The organism is Asaia sp. W19 (genome assembly GCF_003994335.1).
In the GTDB taxonomy this organism is placed as follows: Bacteria; Pseudomonadota; Alphaproteobacteria; order Acetobacterales; family Acetobacteraceae; genus Asaia.
In genome coordinates this window covers 1-22122 of sequence record NZ_PNQZ01000031.1, presented here as the reverse complement: position 1 = coordinate 22122, position 22122 = coordinate 1, and the positions used below count along the sequence as shown (strand labels likewise).

Annotated in this window: 19 protein-coding genes and 1 tRNA gene; 14 read left to right on the top strand and 6 right to left on the bottom strand. The window is 59.1% G+C overall.

Going from position 1 to position 22122, the window contains the following annotated elements:
* The first annotated feature begins 58 nt into the window (after positions 1-58).
* The 8 genes from purC to C0V97_RS07145 all read left to right on the top strand — a co-directional run bounded on the left by purC (position 59) and on the right by C0V97_RS07145 (position 5503).
* Positions 59-823, top strand: a complete 765-nt coding sequence (gene purC / locus C0V97_RS07180) for a phosphoribosylaminoimidazolesuccinocarboxamide synthase (protein ID WP_025886165.1) — start codon at positions 59-61, stop codon at positions 821-823.
* Positions 820-1062: a phosphoribosylformylglycinamidine synthase subunit PurS gene (purS, locus tag C0V97_RS07175; RefSeq protein ID WP_127101953.1), complete on the top strand. Its 243-nt coding sequence runs from the start codon at positions 820-822 to the stop codon at positions 1060-1062. The genes purC and purS overlap by 4 nt, the downstream gene beginning before the upstream one ends.
* Entirely contained in the window at positions 1059-1460 is a 402-nt protein-coding gene (locus C0V97_RS07170; protein WP_127101952.1) for a Rap1a/Tai family immunity protein, read from the top strand. Before purS ends, C0V97_RS07170 begins: the two co-directional genes overlap by 4 nt.
* On the top strand, positions 1457-2158 hold the full coding sequence (purQ, locus tag C0V97_RS07165; protein WP_127101951.1) for a phosphoribosylformylglycinamidine synthase subunit PurQ: 702 nt from the start codon (positions 1457-1459) through the stop codon (positions 2156-2158). The genes C0V97_RS07170 and purQ overlap by 4 nt, the downstream gene beginning before the upstream one ends.
* Complete coding sequence (gene purL, locus C0V97_RS07160) at positions 2155-4353, top strand: phosphoribosylformylglycinamidine synthase subunit PurL (RefSeq protein WP_127101950.1); 2199 nt, start codon at positions 2155-2157, stop codon at positions 4351-4353. The genes purQ and purL overlap by 4 nt, the downstream gene beginning before the upstream one ends.
* 3 nt (positions 4354-4356) lie before the next feature.
* On the top strand, positions 4357-4587 hold the full coding sequence (locus C0V97_RS07155; RefSeq protein WP_127101949.1) for a BolA family protein: 231 nt from the start codon (positions 4357-4359) through the stop codon (positions 4585-4587).
* Positions 4588-4691: 104 nt separating this feature from the next.
* Entirely contained in the window at positions 4692-5027 is a 336-nt protein-coding gene (grxD, locus tag C0V97_RS07150; protein ID WP_127101948.1) for a Grx4 family monothiol glutaredoxin, read from the top strand.
* 167 nt (positions 5028-5194) lie between these two features.
* Positions 5195-5503 carry a hypothetical protein gene (locus C0V97_RS07145; RefSeq protein ID WP_127101947.1) on the top strand — a complete coding sequence of 103 codons (309 nt, stop codon included), beginning with the start codon at positions 5195-5197 and terminating at the stop codon, positions 5501-5503.
* Between the two features lie 357 nt (positions 5504-5860).
* On the opposite strand, the gene C0V97_RS07140 is transcribed toward C0V97_RS07145, so the two are convergent.
* The 3 genes from C0V97_RS07140 to C0V97_RS07130 are packed head-to-tail and all read right to left on the bottom strand — an operon-like array spanning position 5861 to position 8690.
* A complete protein-coding gene (locus tag C0V97_RS07140) occupies positions 5861-6196 on the bottom strand; it encodes a YraN family protein (RefSeq protein ID WP_233582027.1) in 336 nt (111 codons plus the stop codon).
* 35 nt (positions 6197-6231) lie between these two features.
* On the bottom strand, positions 6232-7230 hold the full coding sequence (gene hemB, locus C0V97_RS07135) for a porphobilinogen synthase (protein WP_127102017.1): 999 nt from the start codon (positions 7228-7230) through the stop codon (positions 6232-6234).
* Between the two features lie 2 nt (positions 7231-7232).
* On the bottom strand, positions 7233-8690 hold the full coding sequence (locus tag C0V97_RS07130) for an APC family permease (protein WP_127101946.1): 1458 nt from the start codon (positions 8688-8690) through the stop codon (positions 7233-7235).
* 123 nt (positions 8691-8813) lie between these two features.
* On the opposite strand from C0V97_RS07130, the gene glyA reads away from it, so the two are divergent.
* Entirely contained in the window at positions 8814-10121 is a 1308-nt protein-coding gene (gene glyA, locus C0V97_RS07125; protein WP_127101945.1) for a serine hydroxymethyltransferase, read from the top strand.
* A 145-nt stretch (positions 10122-10266) separates the two neighbouring features.
* On the opposite strand, the gene C0V97_RS07120 is transcribed toward glyA, so the two are convergent.
* The 3 genes from C0V97_RS07120 to C0V97_RS07110 all read right to left on the bottom strand — a co-directional run bounded on the left by C0V97_RS07120 (position 10267) and on the right by C0V97_RS07110 (position 13643).
* Complete coding sequence (locus C0V97_RS07120; protein WP_127101944.1) at positions 10267-11298, bottom strand: succinylglutamate desuccinylase/aspartoacylase family protein; 1032 nt, start codon at positions 11296-11298, stop codon at positions 10267-10269.
* On the bottom strand, positions 11295-12446 hold the full coding sequence (argE, locus tag C0V97_RS07115) for an acetylornithine deacetylase (protein ID WP_233582026.1): 1152 nt from the start codon (positions 12444-12446) through the stop codon (positions 11295-11297). Before argE ends, C0V97_RS07120 begins: the two co-directional genes overlap by 4 nt.
* 72 nt (positions 12447-12518) lie before the next feature.
* Positions 12519-13643: a DEAD/DEAH box helicase gene (locus tag C0V97_RS07110; RefSeq protein ID WP_127101942.1), complete on the bottom strand. Its 1125-nt coding sequence runs from the start codon at positions 13641-13643 to the stop codon at positions 12519-12521.
* A gap of 45 nt (positions 13644-13688) precedes the next feature.
* Here C0V97_RS07110 and C0V97_RS07105 point away from each other — a divergent pair, with 45 nt between their 5' ends.
* The 5 genes from C0V97_RS07105 to C0V97_RS07085 all read left to right on the top strand — a co-directional run.
* Positions 13689-14618 (top strand): mitochondrial fission ELM1 family protein, encoded by a 930-nt coding sequence (locus C0V97_RS07105; protein WP_127101941.1) that lies wholly within the window; start codon positions 13689-13691, stop codon positions 14616-14618.
* Positions 14619-14662: 44 nt separating this feature from the next.
* On the top strand, positions 14663-16549 hold the full coding sequence (locus C0V97_RS07100) for a hypothetical protein (RefSeq protein WP_127101940.1): 1887 nt from the start codon (positions 14663-14665) through the stop codon (positions 16547-16549).
* A 67-nt stretch (positions 16550-16616) separates the two neighbouring features.
* Positions 16617-16691, top strand: a tRNA-Val gene (locus C0V97_RS07095).
* 1094 nt (positions 16692-17785) lie between these two features.
* Positions 17786-19819, top strand: a complete 2034-nt coding sequence (locus C0V97_RS07090) for a hypothetical protein (RefSeq protein ID WP_127101939.1) — start codon at positions 17786-17788, stop codon at positions 19817-19819.
* 1362 nt (positions 19820-21181) lie between these two features.
* A partial coding sequence (locus tag C0V97_RS07085) for an outer membrane beta-barrel protein (RefSeq protein ID WP_127102016.1) occupies positions 21182-22122 on the top strand: 941 nt, incomplete at its 3' end.

Here is a 22122-nt window from a genome sequence, read left to right as displayed (position 1 = left end):
GGCGTTGCTCCGCTGCTATATGCGGGACAACGCCGTTCACCGTTTTTGAAAGATCGTCATGGCACGCCGTCGTCAGCTCTATGAAGGAAAAGCCAAGATCCTGTTCGAGGGGCCCGAGCCCGGTACACTCGTGCAGTATTTCAAGGATGACGCCTCCGCCGGGAACGGCGTGAAGAAGGGCATCATCACCGGCAAGGGCGTGCTGAACAATCGTATCAGCGAGCATTTGATGCTCCGCCTGCATGAAATCGGCATTCCGACACATTTCGTCCGCCGCCTCAACATGCGTGAGCAGCTGATCCGCGAAGTCGAGATCATCCCTCTCGAGGTGGTGGTCCGCAATGTCGCTGCGGGCTCGATCGCCAAGCGTCTCGGCCTTGCGGAAGGGACGCGTCTGCCCCGCTCCATTCTCGAATACTACTACAAGAACGATGCGCTGAACGACCCCATGGTGTCGGAAGAGCATGTCACGGCATTCGGCTGGGCCAATGCCCAGGATCTCGATGAGATCAATGCCTACGCTTTGCGCACCAATGATTTTCTCACCGGTATGTTCCAGGGGATCGGCATCCAGCTGGTTGATTTCAAGCTGGAATTCGGTCGCCTGTGGGAAAATGACGAGATGCGTATCGTTCTCGCCGATGAAATCTCTCCCGATAATTGCCGCCTGTGGGACACCAAGACGAGCGAGAAGCTCGACAAGGATCGTTTCCGCCGGGATATGGGGCGTGTCGAGGAAGCGTATCAGGAAGTCGCTCGTCGCCTTGGAATTCTGCCTGAGGCAGGCAATGGCGATCTCAAAGGACCGGAGGTCATGCAATGAAAATTCGCGTCAATGTCATGCTGAAGGAAGGCGTGCTCGATCCCCAGGGCAAGGCTATCGGTCATGCCCTCGAGGTGCTGGGCTTTGCCAATGTCGGTGAAGTGCGCGTGGGCAAGACCATGGAGCTCGAGATCGCGACTGATGACCGCGAAAAGGCTCTCGCCCAGGGTGAGGCCATGGCGCGCGAATTGCTCGCCAATCTCGTGATCGAGGATTTTGCCGTAGAGGTCGTTGGATGACCCGCAAGCTGGCTCTTCTGGCGGTGGTCGCTCTTGCGCTGCCCGCAGGCGGTCTGGCCGGTACGGCTCAGGCCGATGAGCATCGCCTTTCTTCCATGCAGGCGGGTCGCTTCGGCGCCATCTGTTCCAAGCCGCAGGGCAAGGCTGTGTGCGATGCCTATATCGCCGGCATGGCTGATTCAGGAGCGCTGTCTGCCCTTAACGCTAAAAGCGCTGGCGATAGCGCGACTGTTGTCGGTTTCTGTGTGCCGGATGCGGAAACGACCGACGCCATGCGTGGCAAGGCCCTGTCCTGGCTGAAGAGCCATCAGGATGTGCTGAAATATCCGGTTGGCAAATCCGTGTTTGCTGCGCTGCACGAGGCCTATCCGTGTTCGGGCCAGGGAGGAAAGCCATGAAGGCCGGTATCGTCGTTTTCCCCGGCACGAACCGTGAGCGCGACATGGAGCAGGCGCTTCGCCTCGTGAGCGGCAAGGCGCCCACCATGCTCTGGCATCGTGACACCAGCCTGCCTGACCTGGATCTGATCGTCCTGCCGGGTGGCTTCAGCTTCGGCGATTATCTGCGTTCGGGCGCCATGGGCGCGCACTCGCCCATCCTGCGCGAGGTTCGTGCCTTCGCCGAAAGGGGCGGATATGTGCTGGGCGTGTGCAACGGGTTCCAGATCCTGACCGAGGCGCAGCTCCTCCCCGGTGCGCTGTTGCGCAACGCCGGGATGCGCTTTCTCTCGCAGGACGGGTTCCTGCGTGTCGAGACGCAGGACACGGCCTTCACGCGCGACTGGGCGAAGGGCGATGTGTTCCGTGCGCCTCTCGCTCATGGCGATGGCAACTATACGGCTTCCGAAGTCGAACTCGACCGCCTCGAAGGCGAGGACCGCGTGGCCTTCCGCTATGTCTGTGCCCAAGGCACGCTTGATGCCGCCAATCGCGTGAGCAACCCCAATGGCAGCCAGCGCTCGATCGCAGGCATCCTGAGCGCCAATAAGCGCGTCTGCGGTCTGATGCCCCATCCTGAAAACCTGGTCGATCCCGATCTTGGCGCGACAGAAGGCGTGCCGCTGTTCTCGGGTCTGGTGAAGAGTCTCGTCGCATGAGCATGATCGTCAACGCTGAACTCGCCGCCCGCTTCGGTCTCTCCGCTGAGGAATACCAGAAGGTTCTGGACATCATGGGCCGCGTGCCGAGCCTGACAGAACTCGGCATCTTCTCGGTCATGTGGTCCGAGCATTGCTCGTATAAATCCTCACGCGTGCATCTCAAGACCCTGCCGACAACGGCTCCCTGGGTGATCCATGGACCGGGCGAAAATGCCGGTGTGGTCGATATCGGCGACGGGCTCGCCGCCGTCTTCAAGATGGAAAGCCATAATCATCCGTCCTTCATCGAGCCCTATCAGGGTGCGGCGACAGGTGTGGGGGGCATCCTTCGCGATGTCTTCACCATGGGTGCGCGCCCCGTCGCCAATCTGAACGCGCTGCGCTTCGGCGACCCGTCTCTTCCGGTGACGCAGCGTGTGATCGATGGCGTCGTGCGCGGGATCGGGGGCTATGGCAACTGCGTGGGCGTGCCCACGGTCGGTGGTGAGATCAACTTCCATCCCGCCTATAACGGGAACCCGCTCGTCAACGCCATGACGGTGGGTATCGCCCGTCAGGATCGCATTTTCCTCTCGGCCGCTGCCGGGATCGGCAATCCGGTGGTCTATGTCGGCTCCAAGACCGGGCGTGACGGCATCCATGGTGCCACCATGTCGTCTGCGGAATTCGATGAACATGCGGCCTCGAAGCGCCCGACGGTGCAGGTGGGCGACCCGTTCACCGAAAAGCTGCTGATCGAGGCATGCCTCGAACTGATGGCGACCGACGCGATTGTGGCCATCCAGGACATGGGAGCGGCTGGTCTGACGTCCTCTGCCGTAGAAATGGCAGGCAAGGGCGGGGTGGGTATCGAGCTCGACCTGGACAAGGTGCCGCAGCGCGAAACCGGCATGACGGCCTATGAGATGATGCTGTCCGAGAGTCAGGAGCGTATGCTCATGGTGCTCAAGCCCGAACGCACCGACGTGGCCCGTGCCATTTTCGAGAAGTGGGACCTCGATTTCGCGATCGTGGGCGTGTTGACCGACACGGCGCATATCACGGTCAAGCATCTCGGCAAGACGGAAGCCGATATCCCGCTGGCGCCGCTCGCTGACGAGGCTCCTCTCTATCACCGCCCGATGACCCATGCAGAAAAGCCGGGTCGTCTGGGTACGGTGGCCGATCCCGCGGGTGTCGAACATGCCCTGCTGACCCTGCTGGCCTGCCCGGATCTCGCCTCGCGCGCCTGGGTCTGGAACCAGTACGACAGCGGTGTGGGCGGCCAGACCGCACGCCGTCCTGGCGCAGCTGACGCCGCCATCGTGCGCGTTGAGGGCACGAAGCGCGGTCTTGCCATGACCACGGATTGTACCCCGCGCTATTGTCAGGCCGATCCTCATGCAGGTGGCGCGCAGGCGGTCGCGGAAGCATGGCGCAATATCACAGCAACAGGCGCCCTACCTCTGGCCGTGACGGATAACCTGAATTTCGGCAATCCCGAGAAGCCAGAAATCATGGGTCAGTTTGCCGATGCCATCAAGGGCATGGGCGAAGCCTGCCGTGCGCTCGACTTCCCGGTCGTGAGCGGCAATGTCTCGCTCTACAACCAGACGAGCCATCCGAGCGGTCTGTCGCAGCCGATCCTGCCGACCCCCGCCATTGGCGCGATCGGTGTGATCGACGATGTGAGCAAGGCCATCGGTCTTGGCATGCCCGAGCACTGCGAGCTTGTGCTGATCGGTGAAATCCGCGGCGAGCTCGGTCAGTCGCTCTGGTTGCGCGAGATCTGCCACCGCGAGGATGGCGCCCCGCCGGTCATCGATCTTCACGCCGAGCGCCGTAACGGCGACTTCGTGCGCAAGATGATCGGGGAAGGGCGCGTCGAGGCGTGTCACGACATCGCCGATGGGGGTTTGCTGGTCGCAGTCGCCGAGATGGTCATGGCCAGTGGCGTTGGGTGCCATCTTGACAAGCCGCATTATGGCACGAGCCTGCACGCCTTCTATTTCGGTGAGGATCAGGCCTGTTACGTGATCGCCACCAAGCACGCTGCGGCCCTGATCGATGCAGCGGAGAAGGCCCATGTTCCTGTGCGCCATCTGGGTCGTACAGGGGGTGATGCTCTGGTTCTGACCGATGGTATGTCGCTCTCGGCCGAGCGTATGCGCAAGGTCAATGCCGAGTTCTTCCCCAAGCTGATGGAGCGCTGACCCATGCCAATGAGTGCCGAGGAAATCGAGCGTACGATCAAGGCTGCCCTGCCTGACGCCAGGATCGAGATCCACGATCTCGCCGGGGACGGGGATCATTATGCTGCCACCGTGACCAGCTCCGCTTTTGCGGGGCTGCCACGAGTGCGCCAGCACAAGCTGGTTTATGACGCCTTTGGCGGGCGTATGGGCACGGAGCTGCATGCGCTGGCCCTGAAGACTCAGACACCCTGAGGCGCTGATTACGCCCGAATATTAACCCCCTGACAATAGAGACCGGTTGGGTCTATAATCTCGAGACGATAGACCCAGCGCGTTTTGCGCACAGGAGAGACCCCATGGCTGAAGCCGTTTTCCAGCATATCCAGCAGCTGATCGATTCCAACCCCGTCATGCTTTTCATGAAGGGTGACAAGCTGTTCCCGCAATGCGGATTCTCGGCACGTGTTGTGCAGATCCTCGGCCATATGGGCGTGGATTTTGAGACTGCCAATGTTCTGGCCAGCGCCGAAATGCGTCAGGGCATCAAGGATTTCTCGCAGTGGCCGACGGTTCCCCAACTCTATGTCAAGGGCGAGTTCATCGGTGGCTGTGACATCGTGACGGACATGTTCCAGAGCGGCGAACTGGAGTCTCTTTTCGAAGAGAAGAACATCGCCAAGAAGGTGGCGTGATCTTGCCTTGATTAGGCCATAAATTCTGCGTTCTGCCATGGTTTTGACCCAAACTGTGGCAGAATTGCAACGCGCTCCGGTGGAGTGAAAATTATCTCCAAACGCCCCTTGTTGCTCCTTATTTCTCCCGCATAACCTGTCCCCAGGTCATTCAAAGGGAAGTAAAAATGCGGCGTCTTTCGGTTCTCAAGCTTGCCACTTCAGTCATCGCCGCAGGAGCCGCCTTTGCTTCGCACGGTGCCAGCGCAAGAGAGATCACCGACTGGGAAGCTTCGAAGCTGACGCTCGATGCCCTGACCGCCACCCCGGTTTATCACCGCCCCGCCGTTTCCCATTCTCATCATGGTGCAACCGTTCATCAGGTCGCCTCTCATCGCAGCGTCGGTCAGTCGCGCAGTGCCCTGGTTCACACGGTCGTCTATCATGCCAAGGCTCCGGCGAGCGCCAAGGGTCATCACGCCCGCCGCCACGGCTGATCTTTCTCTCCCTGATATGACGGTTAGAGGCGCCTCCCGCAGCGCCTGACGTCTCCATACCCATTCAAGTCGCGCACGCGTGCTTTGAAGCTGATGTGAGGCGTCGCCCCCAGAGAGCGGGGCCTAGCGGGGTAGAAGGTGCCGATATCAGAGTGAGCGGACATCTCGTGACGTTCCTACCCAGTCACGACCGAAGACTCTTCCCCCGCTCTGCAACGATCAATGCGTCGAAAACGCCCGGTGAGTGGCCCCATTGTCTGTGGCCTGAGCCGATGAACCTAGCCGTCCGGTCATAGCAGGGACGATACCATGCCCCACGATTGCGTTTCCGGGCGAATGGTGCGTTCCCAGCTTTCCTCAGAACGCGCGCAGGATGTCTTCGCGCCATTCCAGTTTTCCCCACTCGTCACGCATGATCAGATCGATCCGCACAGCCTCTCTGTGCCATTCAGGTCGGGTCTGGATCAGGTAATCAGCAGCCTGGAGAACCCGACGCTGTTGCGCAGCAGCCAGTGCGAAAGCAGCTTCCGTAAGGGATCTGCGTTGCTTGACCTCGACAAAGATCAGCGTGGTGGGAGAGGCGGCCACCACGTCGATCTCCCCAAGGGGCGTCCGGCAGCGCCTGGCCATAATGCTGAAGCCATGCTGCGCGATGAGCGCACAGGCATGACTTTCCGCTTCCTTACCCGCCATATGAGCGGCACTTCCGCGCATATGGCGGGTAGACGTCACAGCTTTGAGTTCAAAAGCCGTGCGGCTTCCACAGCGAAATAGGTGAGGATCCCGTTGCATCCGGCCCGTCGGAAGGCCAGCAGGCTCTCGAGAATGGCACGGTCGCGGTCGAGCCAGCCATTCTGGATGGCCGCCATCATCATCGCGTATTCGCCTGATACCTGGTAAGCGAATGTCGGCACCGCGAAATTGTCACGGACGCGCCTGATGATATCGAGATAGGGCATCCCCGGCTTGACCATCACCATGTCAGCGCCTTCCTGCAGGTCCTGCGCAACCTCACGCAGGGCTTCGTCGCTATTGGCCGGGTCCATCTGATAGGTCTTCTTGTCGCCTTTCAGGAGCCCTCCGGAGCCGAGCGCATCCCTGAACGGCCCATAAAAAGCAGAGGCATATTTTGCCGCGTAGGACATGATGCGCACATGTTCATGGCCAGCCTTGTCCAGCGCCGTACGGATCGCTCCGATACGTCCGTCCATCATGTCTGACGGGGCTATGATGTCGATCCCGGCCGCGGCCTGATTTTGCGCCTGCAACGCCAGTATTTCTACCGACGCGTCATTCACCACGTACCCATTCTCGATGAGGCCGTCATGGCCGTGATCGGTGTAGGGGTCGAGGGCTACGTCTCCCACCAGACCAAGGTCGGGGAAGAGACGTTTGATCTCCCGTGCCGCCCGACACATCAGATTGTCTGGATTTGTGGCCTCGCGACCCGTGGCATCGCGGATATCGGCGGGGGTGATCGGGAAGAGGGCAATCGCGGGAATGCCCAATCCGACAGCTTCGCTCAGATGCGCCTCGAGCAGATCGACGCTGACGCGCGCGACGCCGGGCATGGAAGCCACCTCACTGCGCTGGTTCTGGCCGTCACAGACGAAGATTGGCCAGATCAGGTTGTCGGTGGTCAGCGTGGTCTCGGCCACCAGGCGACGCGTGAAGCCGTCAAAACGGTTGCGACGCGGCCTCGTGGTTGGGAAAGCCCCGGTGATCATCATCACATCTCCTTCGAGGTGAGTTTGCTCTTCTTGATCCCATAGGCGGCGTAGACGAACAGCCCCGCGCCCAGCCAGAGAACCAGCCGCAGCCAGGTCAGTCCGTCAAGGGACAGCATGACGGCTGCGCAGCTCAGGATTCCACAGATCGGCATCAACAGCCCGCCTGGCGCCTTGAAGATGCGCGGCCGCTCCGGTTCGCGCACACGCAGGATGAGCACGCCCACACAGACCAGTACGAAGGCAAGGAGCGTTCCGATTGACGTCATGTTGCCGAGCACGGAAATCGGAACGAGCCCCGCAAGCAGACATGTCACCACCAGGAAGATGAGGTGAGAGACAGCAGGCGCACGGGTACGCGGGCTGAGTCTGCCAAAAATGGCGGGAAGAAGCCCATCATGGGACATGGCGTAGAATACGCGCACCTGTCCCATGAGAAGCCCCATCAGTACGGAAATATAGCCGAACAGGATGCTGAATTTCAGCGCGCCCTGAAGCCAGAAGAGATGGGTTACGTCAATGGCGGTCGCGACCGGACTGCCGTCATTTTCCATCTGGCGATAATCGACCACGCCGGTCAGAACCAGAGCGAAGGCGATGTAGATGATCGTGCAGATGGCGAGACTGCCCAGAATGCCCACCGGCATTGTGCGACCCGGATTGCGGGCTTCCTGCGCCGTCGTGGCGATGATGTCGAAGCCGAGATAGGCGAAAAAGATCATGCCTGCTGCGCGCATGATGCCGGAGACGCCGAAATGTCCGAACTCGCCGGTATTGGGCGGGATGAACGGCGTGTAATGGGCGCTCTGGATATAGGGTGTGCAGAAGACGATGAACGCGCCAACCACTGCGAGCTTGAGCACGACCACCACCGCATTGATACGCGTCGATTCCGTAATACCGCGCAGCAGCAAAAGCACGATGACTACCAGCGCCGCCATGGCGGGAAGATTGATCCATCCATGGGCCGAGCTGCCATCGGGCAGGGTGACCATGGTCATCGGCGAGGCCATCCAGCGCGGATCGGGGTGGAGGTTCCATTGGCCCAGTATGGACGCCAGATAACTCGACCAGCTCGAGGCTACCGCCGCAGCACCCACGGTATATTCGAGCACAAGATCCCAGCCGATGATCCAGGCGACCAGTTCACCAAGTGTTGCGTAGGCATAGGAATAGGCCGAACCGGCTGTCGGGATCATGCTGGCCAGTTCGGCATAGCAGAATGCCGCAAAGCCGCAGGCGATGGCCGCTACGACGAACGCGAGAATGACGGCAGGTCCTGCATTATGGGCTGCCGCGATACCCGTCAGCGAGAAAAGTCCCGCGCCCACGGTTGTTCCGACCCCGAGAGCGATCAGGGAAAACGGCCCGATGACACGATGAAGCCCGTGTTCAGCATGTTCGTCAGGGGCAACATCGATCGGTTTACGCCGCCAAAGGGCAGCGAGGGGCTGGGCCATTCAGTCTTCCTCTAAAACGTCTCGTCCGCGCTAAACGGGTTGGCGGCGGGGGGAAATCTGGGATATTGCCGTTCGTGATACGCCATTTTGTGCGTCTGTGCGCCCCCTCTGGGAGAGAAAAGAATGAGCCCTCGCGAGAACATGTCCGCCCAGCACGACTTCTTTCACCGCGGCCTCAATGAAGCCGACCCTGAGGTGGCCGCCATTCTGAACGCCGAACTCGTGCGCCAGCAGGATGGGATCGAGCTGATCGCGTCCGAAAACATCACGTCCTTTGCCGTGCTCGAGGCCCAAGGCTCGGTTCTGACCAACAAATATGCCGAAGGCCTTCCCGGCAAGCGCTATTACGGCGGCTGTGTGGATGTGGACCGCGTCGAGAATCTGGCCATCGAGCGCATCAAGGCGCTGTTCGGTGTCGAATTCGCCAATGTGCAACCCCATTCCGGTGCAAATGCCAATCAGGCCGCCTTCATGGCCCTCGGCAAGCCGGGGGATACCGTGCTGGGCATGAGCCTTGCTGCCGGTGGCCACCTGACCCATGGCGCTGCGCCGAATTACTCGGGCAAGTGGTTTAACGCCGTGCAATATGGTGTGCGCGCTGAGGATGGGACGCTCGACTACGAGGAAATGGAGCGTCTCGCGCGCGAGCACAAGCCGACCATCATCGTCGCCGGTGGTTCTGCCTACCCGCGCCATATCGATTTCGCACGCTTCCGTCGCATCGCCGATGAGGTTGGCGCTTACCTCATGGTTGACATGGCGCATTTCGCAGGCTTGGTCGCAGCCGGTCTCTTCCCGAGCCCAGTCCCACACGCCCATATCGTGACCAGCACCACGCACAAGACCCTGCGCGGGCCGCGCGGTGGTATCGTTCTGACCAATGATGCCGAAATCGCCAAGAAGGTGAACTCCGCCGTGTTTCCCGGTCTGCAGGGCGGTCCGCTGATGCACGTCATCGCGGGCAAGGCTGTCGCCTTTGGCGAAGCCCAGGGCGAGAAGTTCAAGGCCTATCAGGGTGCTGTCGCGGAGAATGCCCGCGTTCTGGCTGAGGAGCTCGTCGCCCGTGGTTTCGACATCGTCACCGGGGGAACCGATTGCCATCTGGTACTGGTTGATCTGCGTCCGAAAAAGGTGACGGGGAAGATCGCCGAAGCCGCCCTGGAACGGGCCGGCATCACAGCCAACAAGAACGCCATCCCCTTTGATCCGGAGAAGCCTTTCGTGACGTCCGGCATCCGTCTGGGCAGCCCGGCCGCCACATCGCGCGGTTTCGGGGTGGAGGAATTCCGTGTCATTGCCCGCATGATCGATGAAGTGCTCAGCGCCTATGGCACGTCGGAGCAGGATGCGGTCGAACAGCGCGTCCATGACGAAGTGAAGGCGCTGTGCTGCCGCTTCCCGATCTATGACGTCGCTTACCCCGGGGCCTGACCGCCTCCCTGCGGGCAATGTTCCGCAGGTTTGACCTCCAGCCTTTGCCTCTCTTCAGTCGGGCGGGGCCGGGTTCTCCCTCCCGTAGGGAGAACCCCAGGGTGATATGTTTTGGTCGATGGGTGTGTCGCTGGAACCCAATCGCTCAGATGAGTCTGGCGAGCCTTACGGCAAGCTGTCCGCGTCTGACGCATAGATTGGGCATGATCAGGACGCAGTGATCATAGGGTGTGCAGATCTCGTCGTCGCCATCTGTCGCGATGAGTGTGCCTGCCTTCTCGATCACGCTTCCGCCCTGAAAAGCTTCGGTGAAGGCAAAGCTGGCACTGCGCGCCACGACATTATCCGTCACCATGGCCTGATGCGCGGCGGCGGCATTCTCCGTGTCTTTCGCGCCGAAATGGAGGAACCCGGCATTATCGACGAAGTGACGAATGACGCGTTTGCTGATCTCGACCGTCTCCGCGCGCCAATGCTGCCCGGCTTCGAGCAACACGCTGCGCGCGCCGCCCGTCTGGGTCACGAAGCGGTTGTGCTCGATCAGCCGGGCGCCACCGACATGGCCCAGATCCGTGAGAGTCAGGAACGGTGTGTCGGATTGAGAGGAGAGGAGTCCTGCCAGCGTGACTGAACGGGCGGTCTGGGGGGAAATGAAGAGAGGCGCTGACTCCCAGAGCATGGAATGCAAGTCAAGCAGCAGATCGCTGCGTTCTATGATTGGCAGCAATTCGATGGCGCGCTCCATCTCGACCGAGCCGGGCGCGTGAGAGAGGCGGTCGTGGGACCAGACCCGGTTCAGATCCTCCGCGATGAAACGTGAGGCTGTAGGATTTTGAGGGGTGAATCGGTCAAACGCATCCATATTGGCAAAGACGACACGCAAGACGCCGCATAACGGGCGTATGTCCTCGCGTAGCAGCGCATCGGCGGCTGCTGCTCCGGCAAATTCATTGCCATGAATGAGTGAGACGACCGTGATTTCAGGCCCCGCCCGTCCGCTATCGCGCTCGATCACGCCGGGAATACCATTATTGCCCGTCCGCCACTCAGTCAGATCTGGCGGTGTGATGAGTACAGGGAAATCAGGGAGGCGGCGCGGAAGGGTCAGATTGGGCAGGAGCCGCTGACGCCTGCGGCGCACGGGATGATGGTCGCGCGGGGAGGCGCCGCAACTCATGACGCCGCGCAAACGCGGCGGACCAGGCGTTCGATCATGGCATCGCAGCGATCGAGCTGATCGCGGGCGATCCACTCATCGGGTTTGTGGGCCTGGGCAATATCACCGGGACCGCAGACGATGGTGGGCAGTCCTGCCTGCTGATAGATCCCGGCCTCGGTCCCATAGGACACATATCCGGCAGAATTGCGCCCGGTAATCTGCTGCATCAGCGAAACGAGCGGTGCGTCCGGAGCAAGATCCAGCGGTGGCAGATCGACCAGAGGCGTGTAATCAATCCCGCATTCCGGGCTCAACGCGCGCAGAGCGGCGTCGATGGGGGAAAGACGGTGCCGCAGACGCGCCAGGATCGCTTCGTTATCATCCCCGGGCACGGCACGCCACTCCACCTCGAAAGTGGCGTGCTCCGGGACGATATTGAGTATGCTGCCTCCTTTGGCCAAGCCAACTTGCATGGTGGTGTGGCTGGGCTCAAAGCCCGCCACATGAGGGCCGTCGCGCTCGAACCCTTCCGCCATTTCTGCAATTTCGGCAATCGCCCGGCCCATTGCATGCAGGGCATTGGCTCCCAGAGCAGGCTGTGAGGAATGCGCAGGGCGCCCGCGTACATCGATGCGGATAGTGAAGCGCCCTTTATGAGCGATGATCGGTGAGAGGAGCGTAGGTTCGCCCACGATGCAGAGATCCGGCATCAGATCACGCGCCGATACATCCTCGATCAGATGGCGCGCCCCGTTGCAGGTGATTTCCTCATCGAAGGTGAAGAAAAGATGCACCGGCTTGACCAGGGGCAGGGCTGACAGGGTGGGTACTGCCGCAAGCATCGCCGCGACAAAGCCCTTCATGTCCGCTGAGCCGCGCGCGAAAAGTTTGCCGTCCTGCTCGCTCAGCGTGAAGGGATCTCGGCTCCAGTCCTGTCCATCCACCGGCACGCAATCGACATGCCCCGAGAGAGCCAGACCACCGCGCCCGACCGGGCCGAGAATCGCATGGAGATTCCACTTTCCGTCTTCTGGTCCATGGCTTCGTGTGTGGGGCACCGCATGGGCGTCCAGCCAGGATTCGATCCATTCGATGATCGGCGCCGTCGCGTTGCGGCTCGTCGTATCGAATGAGACGAGCTTTTCCAGAATCGCAACGGTATCCATGGGACGGGCCTTGGGCGGGGTCATGACAGGGAGTTTAGACCCCGCATGGGAGAAACCTCAAGGCCGCGTGAGTCAGGAAACGATGCTTATGCGGTAGCCGATCTCTTTCTCGATGGCGCGCAGCAGCAGACGATCATCGCGCGTGCAGAAGGCGAGCGCCGCGCCGCGCTTGCCCGCGCGCGCCGTGCGGCCGATCCGATGCACATAAGTCTCGGCCTTTTCGGGCAAGTCATAATTTACGACCAGAGCGACGTCGTCGATATCAAGGCCGCGCGCCGCAACGTCTGTGGTCAGCAAAATACGGGCTTGCCCGCTGCGCAGCGCCTCGACTGCTTTCTGACGCGCCGTCTGCGCTAGGTCGCCATGCAATACGGCTACTGAAAGCCCAGCCTTGCGGAGATGCTTGCCGGTCTGATCGACTGAGGCCCTGGTGCGCAGAAACACGATCTGACGCCCCTCGGTCTCACTGCACAGGCGTGTCAGGGTCGCGAGCTTCTCCTCGGCTTCGACGAACATGGCGCGCTGCTTGATGCGACGCGGCGTGACCGTCTGCCCCGCAAATTCGAGTGTCACGGGCTTGTAGAGCAGTTTGTTTGCCAGAGCGCGCCCCTGTGCAGGCAGGGTTGCCGAGCACAGCATGGCCTGACGTCTTGCTGGAAGATGCGGGATGATCTCGTCCATAGCGATGAGGAAATCCTCATCGAGCATCTGATCGACTTCATCCACTATCAGAAGGGTGGTGGCATCAAGGCGGCATGCGCCGCTCATCAGTAGATCTATAAGGCGTCCTGGCGTCGCAACCGCAATATCCACCCCCTCGGCCAATGCCTCCACCTGCGCGTCTTTCGGCAGGCCGCCGCAGAGCAGTCTCGTCCGGAAGGGGAGGCGACGTCCGATCTGGCGGCAGACGCCTGCGATCTGGGTGACGAGCTCGCGTGTCGGGGCCAGCACCAGAACACGGGGCGCTGCGGGCTGGCGCTCCTGACCCTCCCTCAGGAGATGGTCGAAAATGGGCGCGGCATAGGCCGCTGTCTTGCCCGAGCCTGTTTGGGCAATGAGCAGGACGTCGCGCCCGGCCAGCAATTCGGGCCAGACACGGTTCTGAACATCGTTCGGCTTCTCGATGCCAATCTGCTTGAGGCCGGCAGTGATGAGCGGATCGAAGGGAGGGGTTTCGGGCGAAGGGACATCGGTCATGGGTGCTTCTTGCCAAAGTTCCGCCGTTGAAGGAATTGTTCAGTTATGAGTGTTGCAATCATAGCTGAAGATTTTGCGGGAATGCGTGCCCAGGCGAGTGGTCTGGTCGAGCGCGTGGGGATGAGCTGGCATTTCCACCCGGTGCAGATGCAAGGGGTCTGGAAGCGCCTCCCCACGCGTTTCTGTCCCAGCCCGTTGCGCGCCACCCTGCCCATAGAGCTGCCTACGGATACGAGACTTCTGGTCAGCGTAGGAGGTACCGGGGGGGCAGTGGCCGCCGCTGTGAGAAAGCGCAGCGGCCTTCCCCTTGTGCAGATCCAGAACCCGCGCATGGCGGCGCGCCATTTCGACCTGATCATCGCCAATGTTCATGATCGCATCGCCGGGCGTAATATTCTTTCGATCCGTACCGCACTTCACGGGGTCACCCGACAGAAGCTCGACGGCGCGCGGGCAGCCTGGCAGGCGCGGCTGCGCAGTCCGGACAGGGCGCTGCTCTCGGTACTGATTGGGGGTGCCAATGGCCGCTACTCCTTTGGCAAGGCGCAAGCTGAGGCGTTGGCCGGTGATCTGATTCAGATCATGCGTACGTCCCCTGTGTCGATTGCATTGACGCCCTCCCGACGCACCGACCCTGAGGCTCTGGCTCTGCTGCGCGAGAAACTCGCCGCTCATCCGGCATGGATCTGGGATGGACAGGGAGAGAACCCCTATCACGGCCTTCTGGCCTGCGCTGACGTGATCGCCGTGACCACAGATAGTGTGTCGATGATCTCCGAGGCCGCTGCGACCGAGGCACCGGTGCTGGTCATCGGCTTGCCGGGGCGCTCGCGACGGATAGCGGATTTTGTGCAGACTCTTGCGGAGGCTGGACGGGTACGGCCGTTTCGGGGCGAATGGGCACCCTGGGCAGTAACGCCGCTTGACGATACCGACAGAGGGGCAGAAGAGGTAAGTCGGCGTTTCGCTGTTTGACTTGAGAGCAGGCGCCGCAACGAAGAAACGGGTACAGGACGACCATGCTCGATATCATCACTTTCGACGCTCAGGGCGGCGGAAACATCCTCTACAAGGCTTTTGCCCACCCGCTGGCGAGTGAGGCTCTGGAGAGGCTGGAAACGATACTGACAGCAGAGGGCGCTTTTGCCGTGTATGATCCCGGCAATACCCTTCATACGCTGGTCGCCCTTTATCCCGGCTTTAAACCCACCGCTGGCGTCTATACGCATGATAGCGAAAAGGTCGGGCAGGATGACGGGTTTGGCGGTGTCCGCCTCGCCCTGACAGATCTGGACAAAAGCCCGGCCAGATCCGTGCTCGCTTTGTCATTCGAACACGAGAAGATGCTGTCGCGCCTCGCCCGCGTCACGCATTCTGACCAGCAGATCTTTTCGCTCGAACCGGCCAGATTGCCCGACATGATGCTGAGCAATCCGCGCCATTATCTCGACAAGCTCAATTTCGCGACGAACTTTGCTTTCTTTCGTGACGATGAGCGGTTCAGCACGCGGCTCGTCACCGCCAATTACTGGTGCAATTACGATGCTACCGATGTTCGCTACTGGTTGCGCCTCTATGACGCGCAGGGCGCCATTCTCGCCGAGTGGGAGCATGAAGTGCCGAATGGCCCGGCGGGTATCGTCGTGGATAGCGCGGAGATCCGGGCCCGTTTCGATCTGCCGGAGTTCTGCGGACAGCTTTTCGTCCATGTCCTTGGCGCCCGGGGGCATGACGTCGTCAAATACGCGCTTGATACCTACGGAAAGTATGGTGAAGCGAGCCTTTCGGTCACGCATGATGCCAATGCCTGGCCGTCACCCCGTTTTGCCACGCTGCCAGCGCCGCGCCCGGATGAGAAGCTCATACTGTGGATTCAGAATAGCCACGCTGCACCAATTCCCGCTGGAGCCATCACGCTCAACCAGATGGGGGAGGAACAGGCTTTCGCCGTACCGGTTGAGGTAGGACCGTTCGCCACCTATGCGCTCGATGTCGGTGCGCTGGTCAAGAATGTGGTCTGGCCAGCACAGCTCGAACTACGCTCAGGCAATCATATCGTGCGTCCACGCTACGAGATCACTCAGGGCCCACTCACTCGTATTGCCCATCTCAATGTCGAGCGTCGCGATCTGAGCCCGGAACCCTCGCTCCGAAATCTTCCAGATTCCATGGGGCGCGGTTTTGTGCTGCCGTTCCCCATTCTTGACCCAGCGCTTTTCACGAGCGTGGTGCAGCCCAATCCGATGTCGGAAAAAATCACGAGCCTGCCTCTGCGGCTTGATATCTTCGATGAGGCAGGAACACTTCTGACCCAAAAGTTTCTGGGTAATCTGCCGCGTAATCATGAGACGGCCATCGCGCTGCACGAGTTGACGGATCAGGCGGGGCACGCCGATCTCGTCTATGATTTCCGCGATGGCGGGGAGGGTGATGGCTGGCTCCACGCCATGATGCGCTACGAGAACCGCGAGAATGGCCACGCTGCGGAAACCAGTTTCGGCGGGCATATTTTCAATACACTCATGACCTGGCGCTCCGAGCCTCAATCCTACTCTGGTCCGCCTCCGGGACTCACCACACGTCTGTTCCTGAAGCTCGGCCAGGAAGGGCATGAAAGCTTCTCCTGCCTGATCCACCCGGCTTCCGTGGAGGGTACGGCCCCGTCAGAGACGATCCTGCATCTCTATTCCAATTCCGGGGTAGAGCTGGAGCGGCGACGGATAAGCATCAATCCTTCGGGCTCTTACATGGTCTGGCCCCATGAGATCTTTGGCGCCGAGAAACTGGCTGAGGCGGGCATTGGGGGTTATGTTCTGATTCGGGACATGAGCTGTCGTTTGTTCGGCTATCATGGCCAGAGAAACAAGGTGGGCGGCTTCTCGCTCGACCACATGTTCGGATTCTGAGCAGAAAATTTCGTTTTCCATCTTGCCGCGTTTCTCGCCCTTTGGTAGAGACGCGGCACCGCAGGATGGGTGCGTAGCTCAGCGGTAGAGCACTGCCTTCACACGGCAGGGGTCACAGGTTCAATCCCTGTCGCACCCACCATCCTCCCCGCAGAAAATATCTGTTTTTGAAGGTCGACCACTCCGGCTCTTGGTCCGTTTCGGTTCATAACGATACGTTTCGGACCGAGGCATACCGTGTCAAGCTGTGCCAGATCCGTGCCACTTCTCGCGAGTCGTTTTCCCCTGGTACTGCCCCGCCATATCGTGCGATTCTGCGCGGACTGCGGCGGCGTGCATGGATACGCGGGAGAGGGCTCTTCCTGAGCGAGATCATGCGCCTCACCAGCCAAGAGCAAGCGCTTCAGACGGTTAATCGGAGGAAAGGCCCTATCGGCGCGTGAGCGCCCGTCAGCGACAGCCGGTATCGAGCCCGGTACGCAGCAATCATCGTGGTGGTGATAGGCGGTCGGCTTTGGGGTCTCCCTTTGCTTTTGGGGCGGTTTTGATTGACTCCCACTCACGTTCGATCTCTGTTCTCATCCATGACGGACCTGACCCCCGCTTCCGAAGAAGACGTGACATTCGGCATCTGTATGTCGATCTTGCTCTACTACAGAAGCAAGACAAGGCGCGTGAATGCGAAGATAACCGGGGTGGAGATGGATGCGCTCGCTCGGACGAGCGCCGGGCAGTCGACGCGCTCCCAATCTGTGACCGCATCGAGGCCCGTGTACGCCCGAGCACTAGGCGTCGAACTATTCGACAGCGTGGCAAAGCGTAGAGGTGTCTTCGCATTCTGGATCGAGCGAGGGCTAAGAGGGGCTGTAAGCAATCTATCGAGCATTGCAGGATCACCCGGATAGCGTTCGCCTTAGAGCATCAACGAATTCTATCGAGCTTTTCGTGACTTTAAGAGATTTAGCGTCACGGCGGTAATGGCACACTCGACGGACCATCTCATATAGAAGATGAGATGTTCCATCGAGATTACTGACCCTAGAACGCGCTTTGCTGAACGCGGTAAATACCAAGTATATGTTATAGAGTCCGCACAATACCACAACACCATGATGAATTTCATATCTATATTTGTATATAATAGATAATAGACATATTTTGATAGAATTATATTGTTGAATCCGCGTATTTTTCCTGTTTTTAGTAACATAACGCAACGAAATAATACGGCTTCTCATGTCCGACGCGCTCTTGCTCCTCTCTCCCGGCCCCTACAAGCTAGACCTCCAGCTCACTCAGCCCGATAATCCGTCAAGTACGGTCGGCATGTCGGGCGCTATAGTAGATACGGCTCTCTTGACGGTCGGAACCGGACCTTTTTCGAATGCGCTTTCGGTTCCTGGTGTGGTATCAAGAAGTATCGGCGATCAGCTCGACATCATTCAGTCCGCCAACGCATCCTCGCAGTTAGCGGCGGGGCAGCTTTGGGGGACTGCCAAGCTGACTGAAGATAGCAGCGAATTCGGGAACGTAACTCGAGGAAACACTTTCGACGTGGCACCTGGCACCGCCGTCTCGGCGGTTCTACCCTCGGGCCAGAACAGCGTTGCATCCTTTCCCTCGGACACGGCGATTAGTCAGCCGAGGATGCGATTTCTCAGCGAAGAGACGGCTCTTAGAGTCGCGCCGCAAACTCAAAACAACATGACGATTGTTACAGACAGTCGACCTAATAGTCTCCTAAGGTCTGTCGGCGGGTCTTCGGCAGCAGTTGATCAGCTGAAAGAAATTATTGTTGCGACGCAGGGACGTCCGTATCAGACGTCGGACGATGCCTGGGTCCAGGCACAGCTGGACAGTATAAATCGGGGGCAAACCACAGTGCTGCAGGTGCGTCAGTCACTTGCCCAGTGGTCTGCCGAGCATGGCGAGTATGACAGCACTTACTCCGGCGTTCATGGTCGGCCACCGAGCGACGCAGACCGGCAATATGCGGCGACGATGATAGGTAATGGTTGGTCCTTGCAGGATTATCGCTCGAATGAGGCGTACAGCGATGATGTAGGACGAACCATACGGGCCCTTTACCGAGATGTCGGCAATGTCACTGCGAATGACGGTCAGATCAACTCGTGGAAAGCTGGCCTCACCACAAACACGACCTATGCTGAGATGCGCGCCACGATAGCAAACAATGAAGGTGCTGCTGCACTTGATGATTTAGCTCATTCTGCTCTCAGTCGTTCGTTCACCTCCGAGGAGCTGTCTGCTTATAAGGCACAGCTTGTAGATGGGAAAAGTCTTGATGATATCGAGGCGTTCATCCGGCGAAGCATATTTTCCGATCCGAGCCTTTACGGTCCTAATCTCGCGATAAACACCCAAGGCGTTATAAATGGTCAGGTCCAATACAACGGCTACCCCTCTTCTCTCAATGGCGATACTTCCCCTGATTGGGGTGTAATCCAATGGAAAGGTCAATCAGCGCTAGACCCTGCCGCAGGGACATCATCCCAGGTCTGGGATAAAAACTTCGGCAATTCTGTAGGTCACTGGACGCAGGGATCGGCGACGTCGAGTGCCGGGAAGACGGAGTATAACGTCTTTCGCGATCCGAAGGATGGACATTACGTTTATCAAATGGCAGCACAGGGAGGAAATCTCCTCGACGTCCAATTGGCCACATTAGGCTCGGTGGATCATCGATACTCTTTCGATCATCAGATCACAGCCTCTTTGGATCAAGGCATAAGCGATTACCAAGGCTATAGCGGAGCTTACCAAGCGGGTGTGAATTTCACTATAAACTACCATAGCGACAATCTAAATTTTGGTATCTTTTTGCAATTTGAATCCATTGACTATACAGGAAGGCCCGGTTCTTACAGCAGTTTGCAGCCTGGGTTTTCAGGATCGATATTCAATATCTCAGGCTCGCAAGCTGCTTATATCAATCCTTTGCTTAAGCAGAACGATGGCGTGATGTACCATACTGAGATCAATATAAACCAAGGTCTCATGTCCGTGATAGGGGCACTTGTTGCGAAGCGCCCGGAGTACGCCGCAGAGCTGCAAGATATGTCAAATTGGTATCTGAATAGTGTTTATATCGGGGTAGAGACAATAGGTTCTGGACGGACCAGTGATGTGACTGGAAAATACAATGTGAAGGACCCTATCGTGACTTACAATCAAGACAAAAAGGTGTCCTATACCGATAAGTCGAGAGACGCCGCAATAGTGACAATGACGCCCATTCCCAAGGCCTGATTACGATGGTTGGCCGAACGTACGACCACACAAATTACTCCCGACACACACGCGCCAGGTCCCGCATCCCATAAAACCCGTAACGCACAGTTCACTTGTGATAGGTGCTGGTACTAGCGGCGCTCGTGCGTTAATGCGAGCGCCGCATCGATGTCCATAGTTTGCGACCTTCGTTGGCGAGGCCGCCGTTCCCACGCGGAGAAAAGTGCTTACTCGACTAAAGGAACTGGCTCCTAGGGACAGTTGCCATGGACCCAGACCCATTTCCCCGGATCTGTGGGATCGATCCCGCGACACCATTCATGCGTCTTTTGGGGAGAAAAGAGACGAATGTCGGCTGATGTGTGCGGGACTCTCGAGGCCAGAGCGGTCGAGTAAGCATGGGGCGCGGCGATCATAGCGCTAAGAGCTAGAGTAGCGGTCAACATTTTCTGCATGACTAAGACTCCTCACCGCATCATTGCGGTAACGGAACGTATCATTATTATTCGCGGGTGGGCAACCAAAAGTCGAGGGGCAACGCGCCTAAGCACAGAAATCATAACCGGAACATGACGGTTTCGGCGAGGGCGATGAAGCAGAACTAGACGGTGAAGTATCTGGAAAAGCGTGTTCAGACATGCTTTAAGTCCTTGAGCTACTCAAATATGATCCCGATGCGGTTGTGTCTCTTGTGTTTCCGCCAGTTCCATTTCCCCGCTTGTATGCGGGATTCCCGTCTCAAGATGCGGGGTCTTCTCCCTTTCTCCTCTAGGGCACCTTTGAGCCAGTCAGCGTACTAGCAGCCCTGGTCTGACAGCACGCGTCCGGCTGATGTGAGACTGTCCAGAAGGGCAGCGGCACCGAGGTAATCACCGATCTGCCCTGCCGCCATGTGGGATCTGGACGTACGTATGCTCCTTTCGGTCACATCGTGCAGTATCCTCCTCATCCCGTTGGTGCGTCAATTCAAGTAACCTGAATTCTCTCTATCTCAACCGTAAGCTTGAATCTGTGCGGTGTGCCGCGAGATAGGCTCCATTTATTAAGATATCCTGAGGGTCTGCATCTCCAGCAGCTAATCCATCCGTTGTCCGGATAAAGGCCACCATAGCGCTTCGGCGCAGATAGCCTGATTCGCGCAGCTGGGGCCTTCAAAGTAACGCCAGTGACTGCTCTTGGCGCCATGGCAAAGCTCCGAAGGCGACCCAGAGAGCTCTTCAGAAGAGCCGCGTTGGACAAGCCGATCCCTATAACTCTCCTATAAAAGCGGGTATGTGCGCTCAATATCATCCCTATGCGCCGGAGAGGCAAAACTCGTCTCGTTCATCGATGGGAGCCTTTATCTTGCTGCGCTATCTCAAAAATCACTCAACACGGGCTATGGCGGCCGGAGCGCTCACGCTTCTGGCAACGACTGCCATGCAGGAGACTGCCCATGCCCAGATTGCTGTCTTCAAATCGGCAGAAAGCCCGTGGCTGAAGGATATCGTCCTGACCGGGCTGATCGAGGGGGGCATCACCGCCAATCCTGCGCGTCCCGATAACGGCATCAATTTCGGCAACTTCCTTGGGGATCACGCCAACCAGGCCCAGCTCAACCAGCTCAGCCTGACACTGACCAAGCCGATCGATCCGACCAAATCCACCTATCAGGTCGGCTTTACCATTCAGGGGCTCTATGGCTCCGATGCGCGCTATTATCACCTGCTTGGCGTGTCCAACCGGGCTATCGGCGATCGCTACCAGCTGATCCCGGCGCAGGCCCATGTGGATGTCCATGCGCCGCTTCTGACCCCTGGCGGGATCGACATGCAGGCCGGCATCCTGCAGGCCCCCATGGGCGTCGAGGTTCTCGACCCGACGGCGCGTCCCTTCTACACCCTGGCCTATACCTCCCAGTATTCCGTACCCTTCGAGCATCTTGGCGCCATGTTCCACTGGCACATCACCAAGATGTTCGATTTCAACTTCGGCATCGATACCGGCAACCAGACCACCTTCGGCGGTAATGACAACAACAATGCCGCAGCCGGATATTTCGGCTTCAACGTGAACGGCCTCGCAGACGGCAAGCTGAACATCGTCGAATTGTCACGCGTCGGCCCGGAAAACGGCGTGGGCGCACTGGGGCCGATCGCCAACACGGCGCAGCGCTTCTGGAACGATATCGCCGCCTATTACACCCCGACAGACAAGCTGAGCCTGACGGGTGAGTTCAATTTCCTGCATGACAACGGTCTCCACGCGGAGACCTGGAGCGTGGTCACCTTTGCAGGTTACAAGATCACGCCCAGCCTGACCTTCAACTATCGTGGCGAACT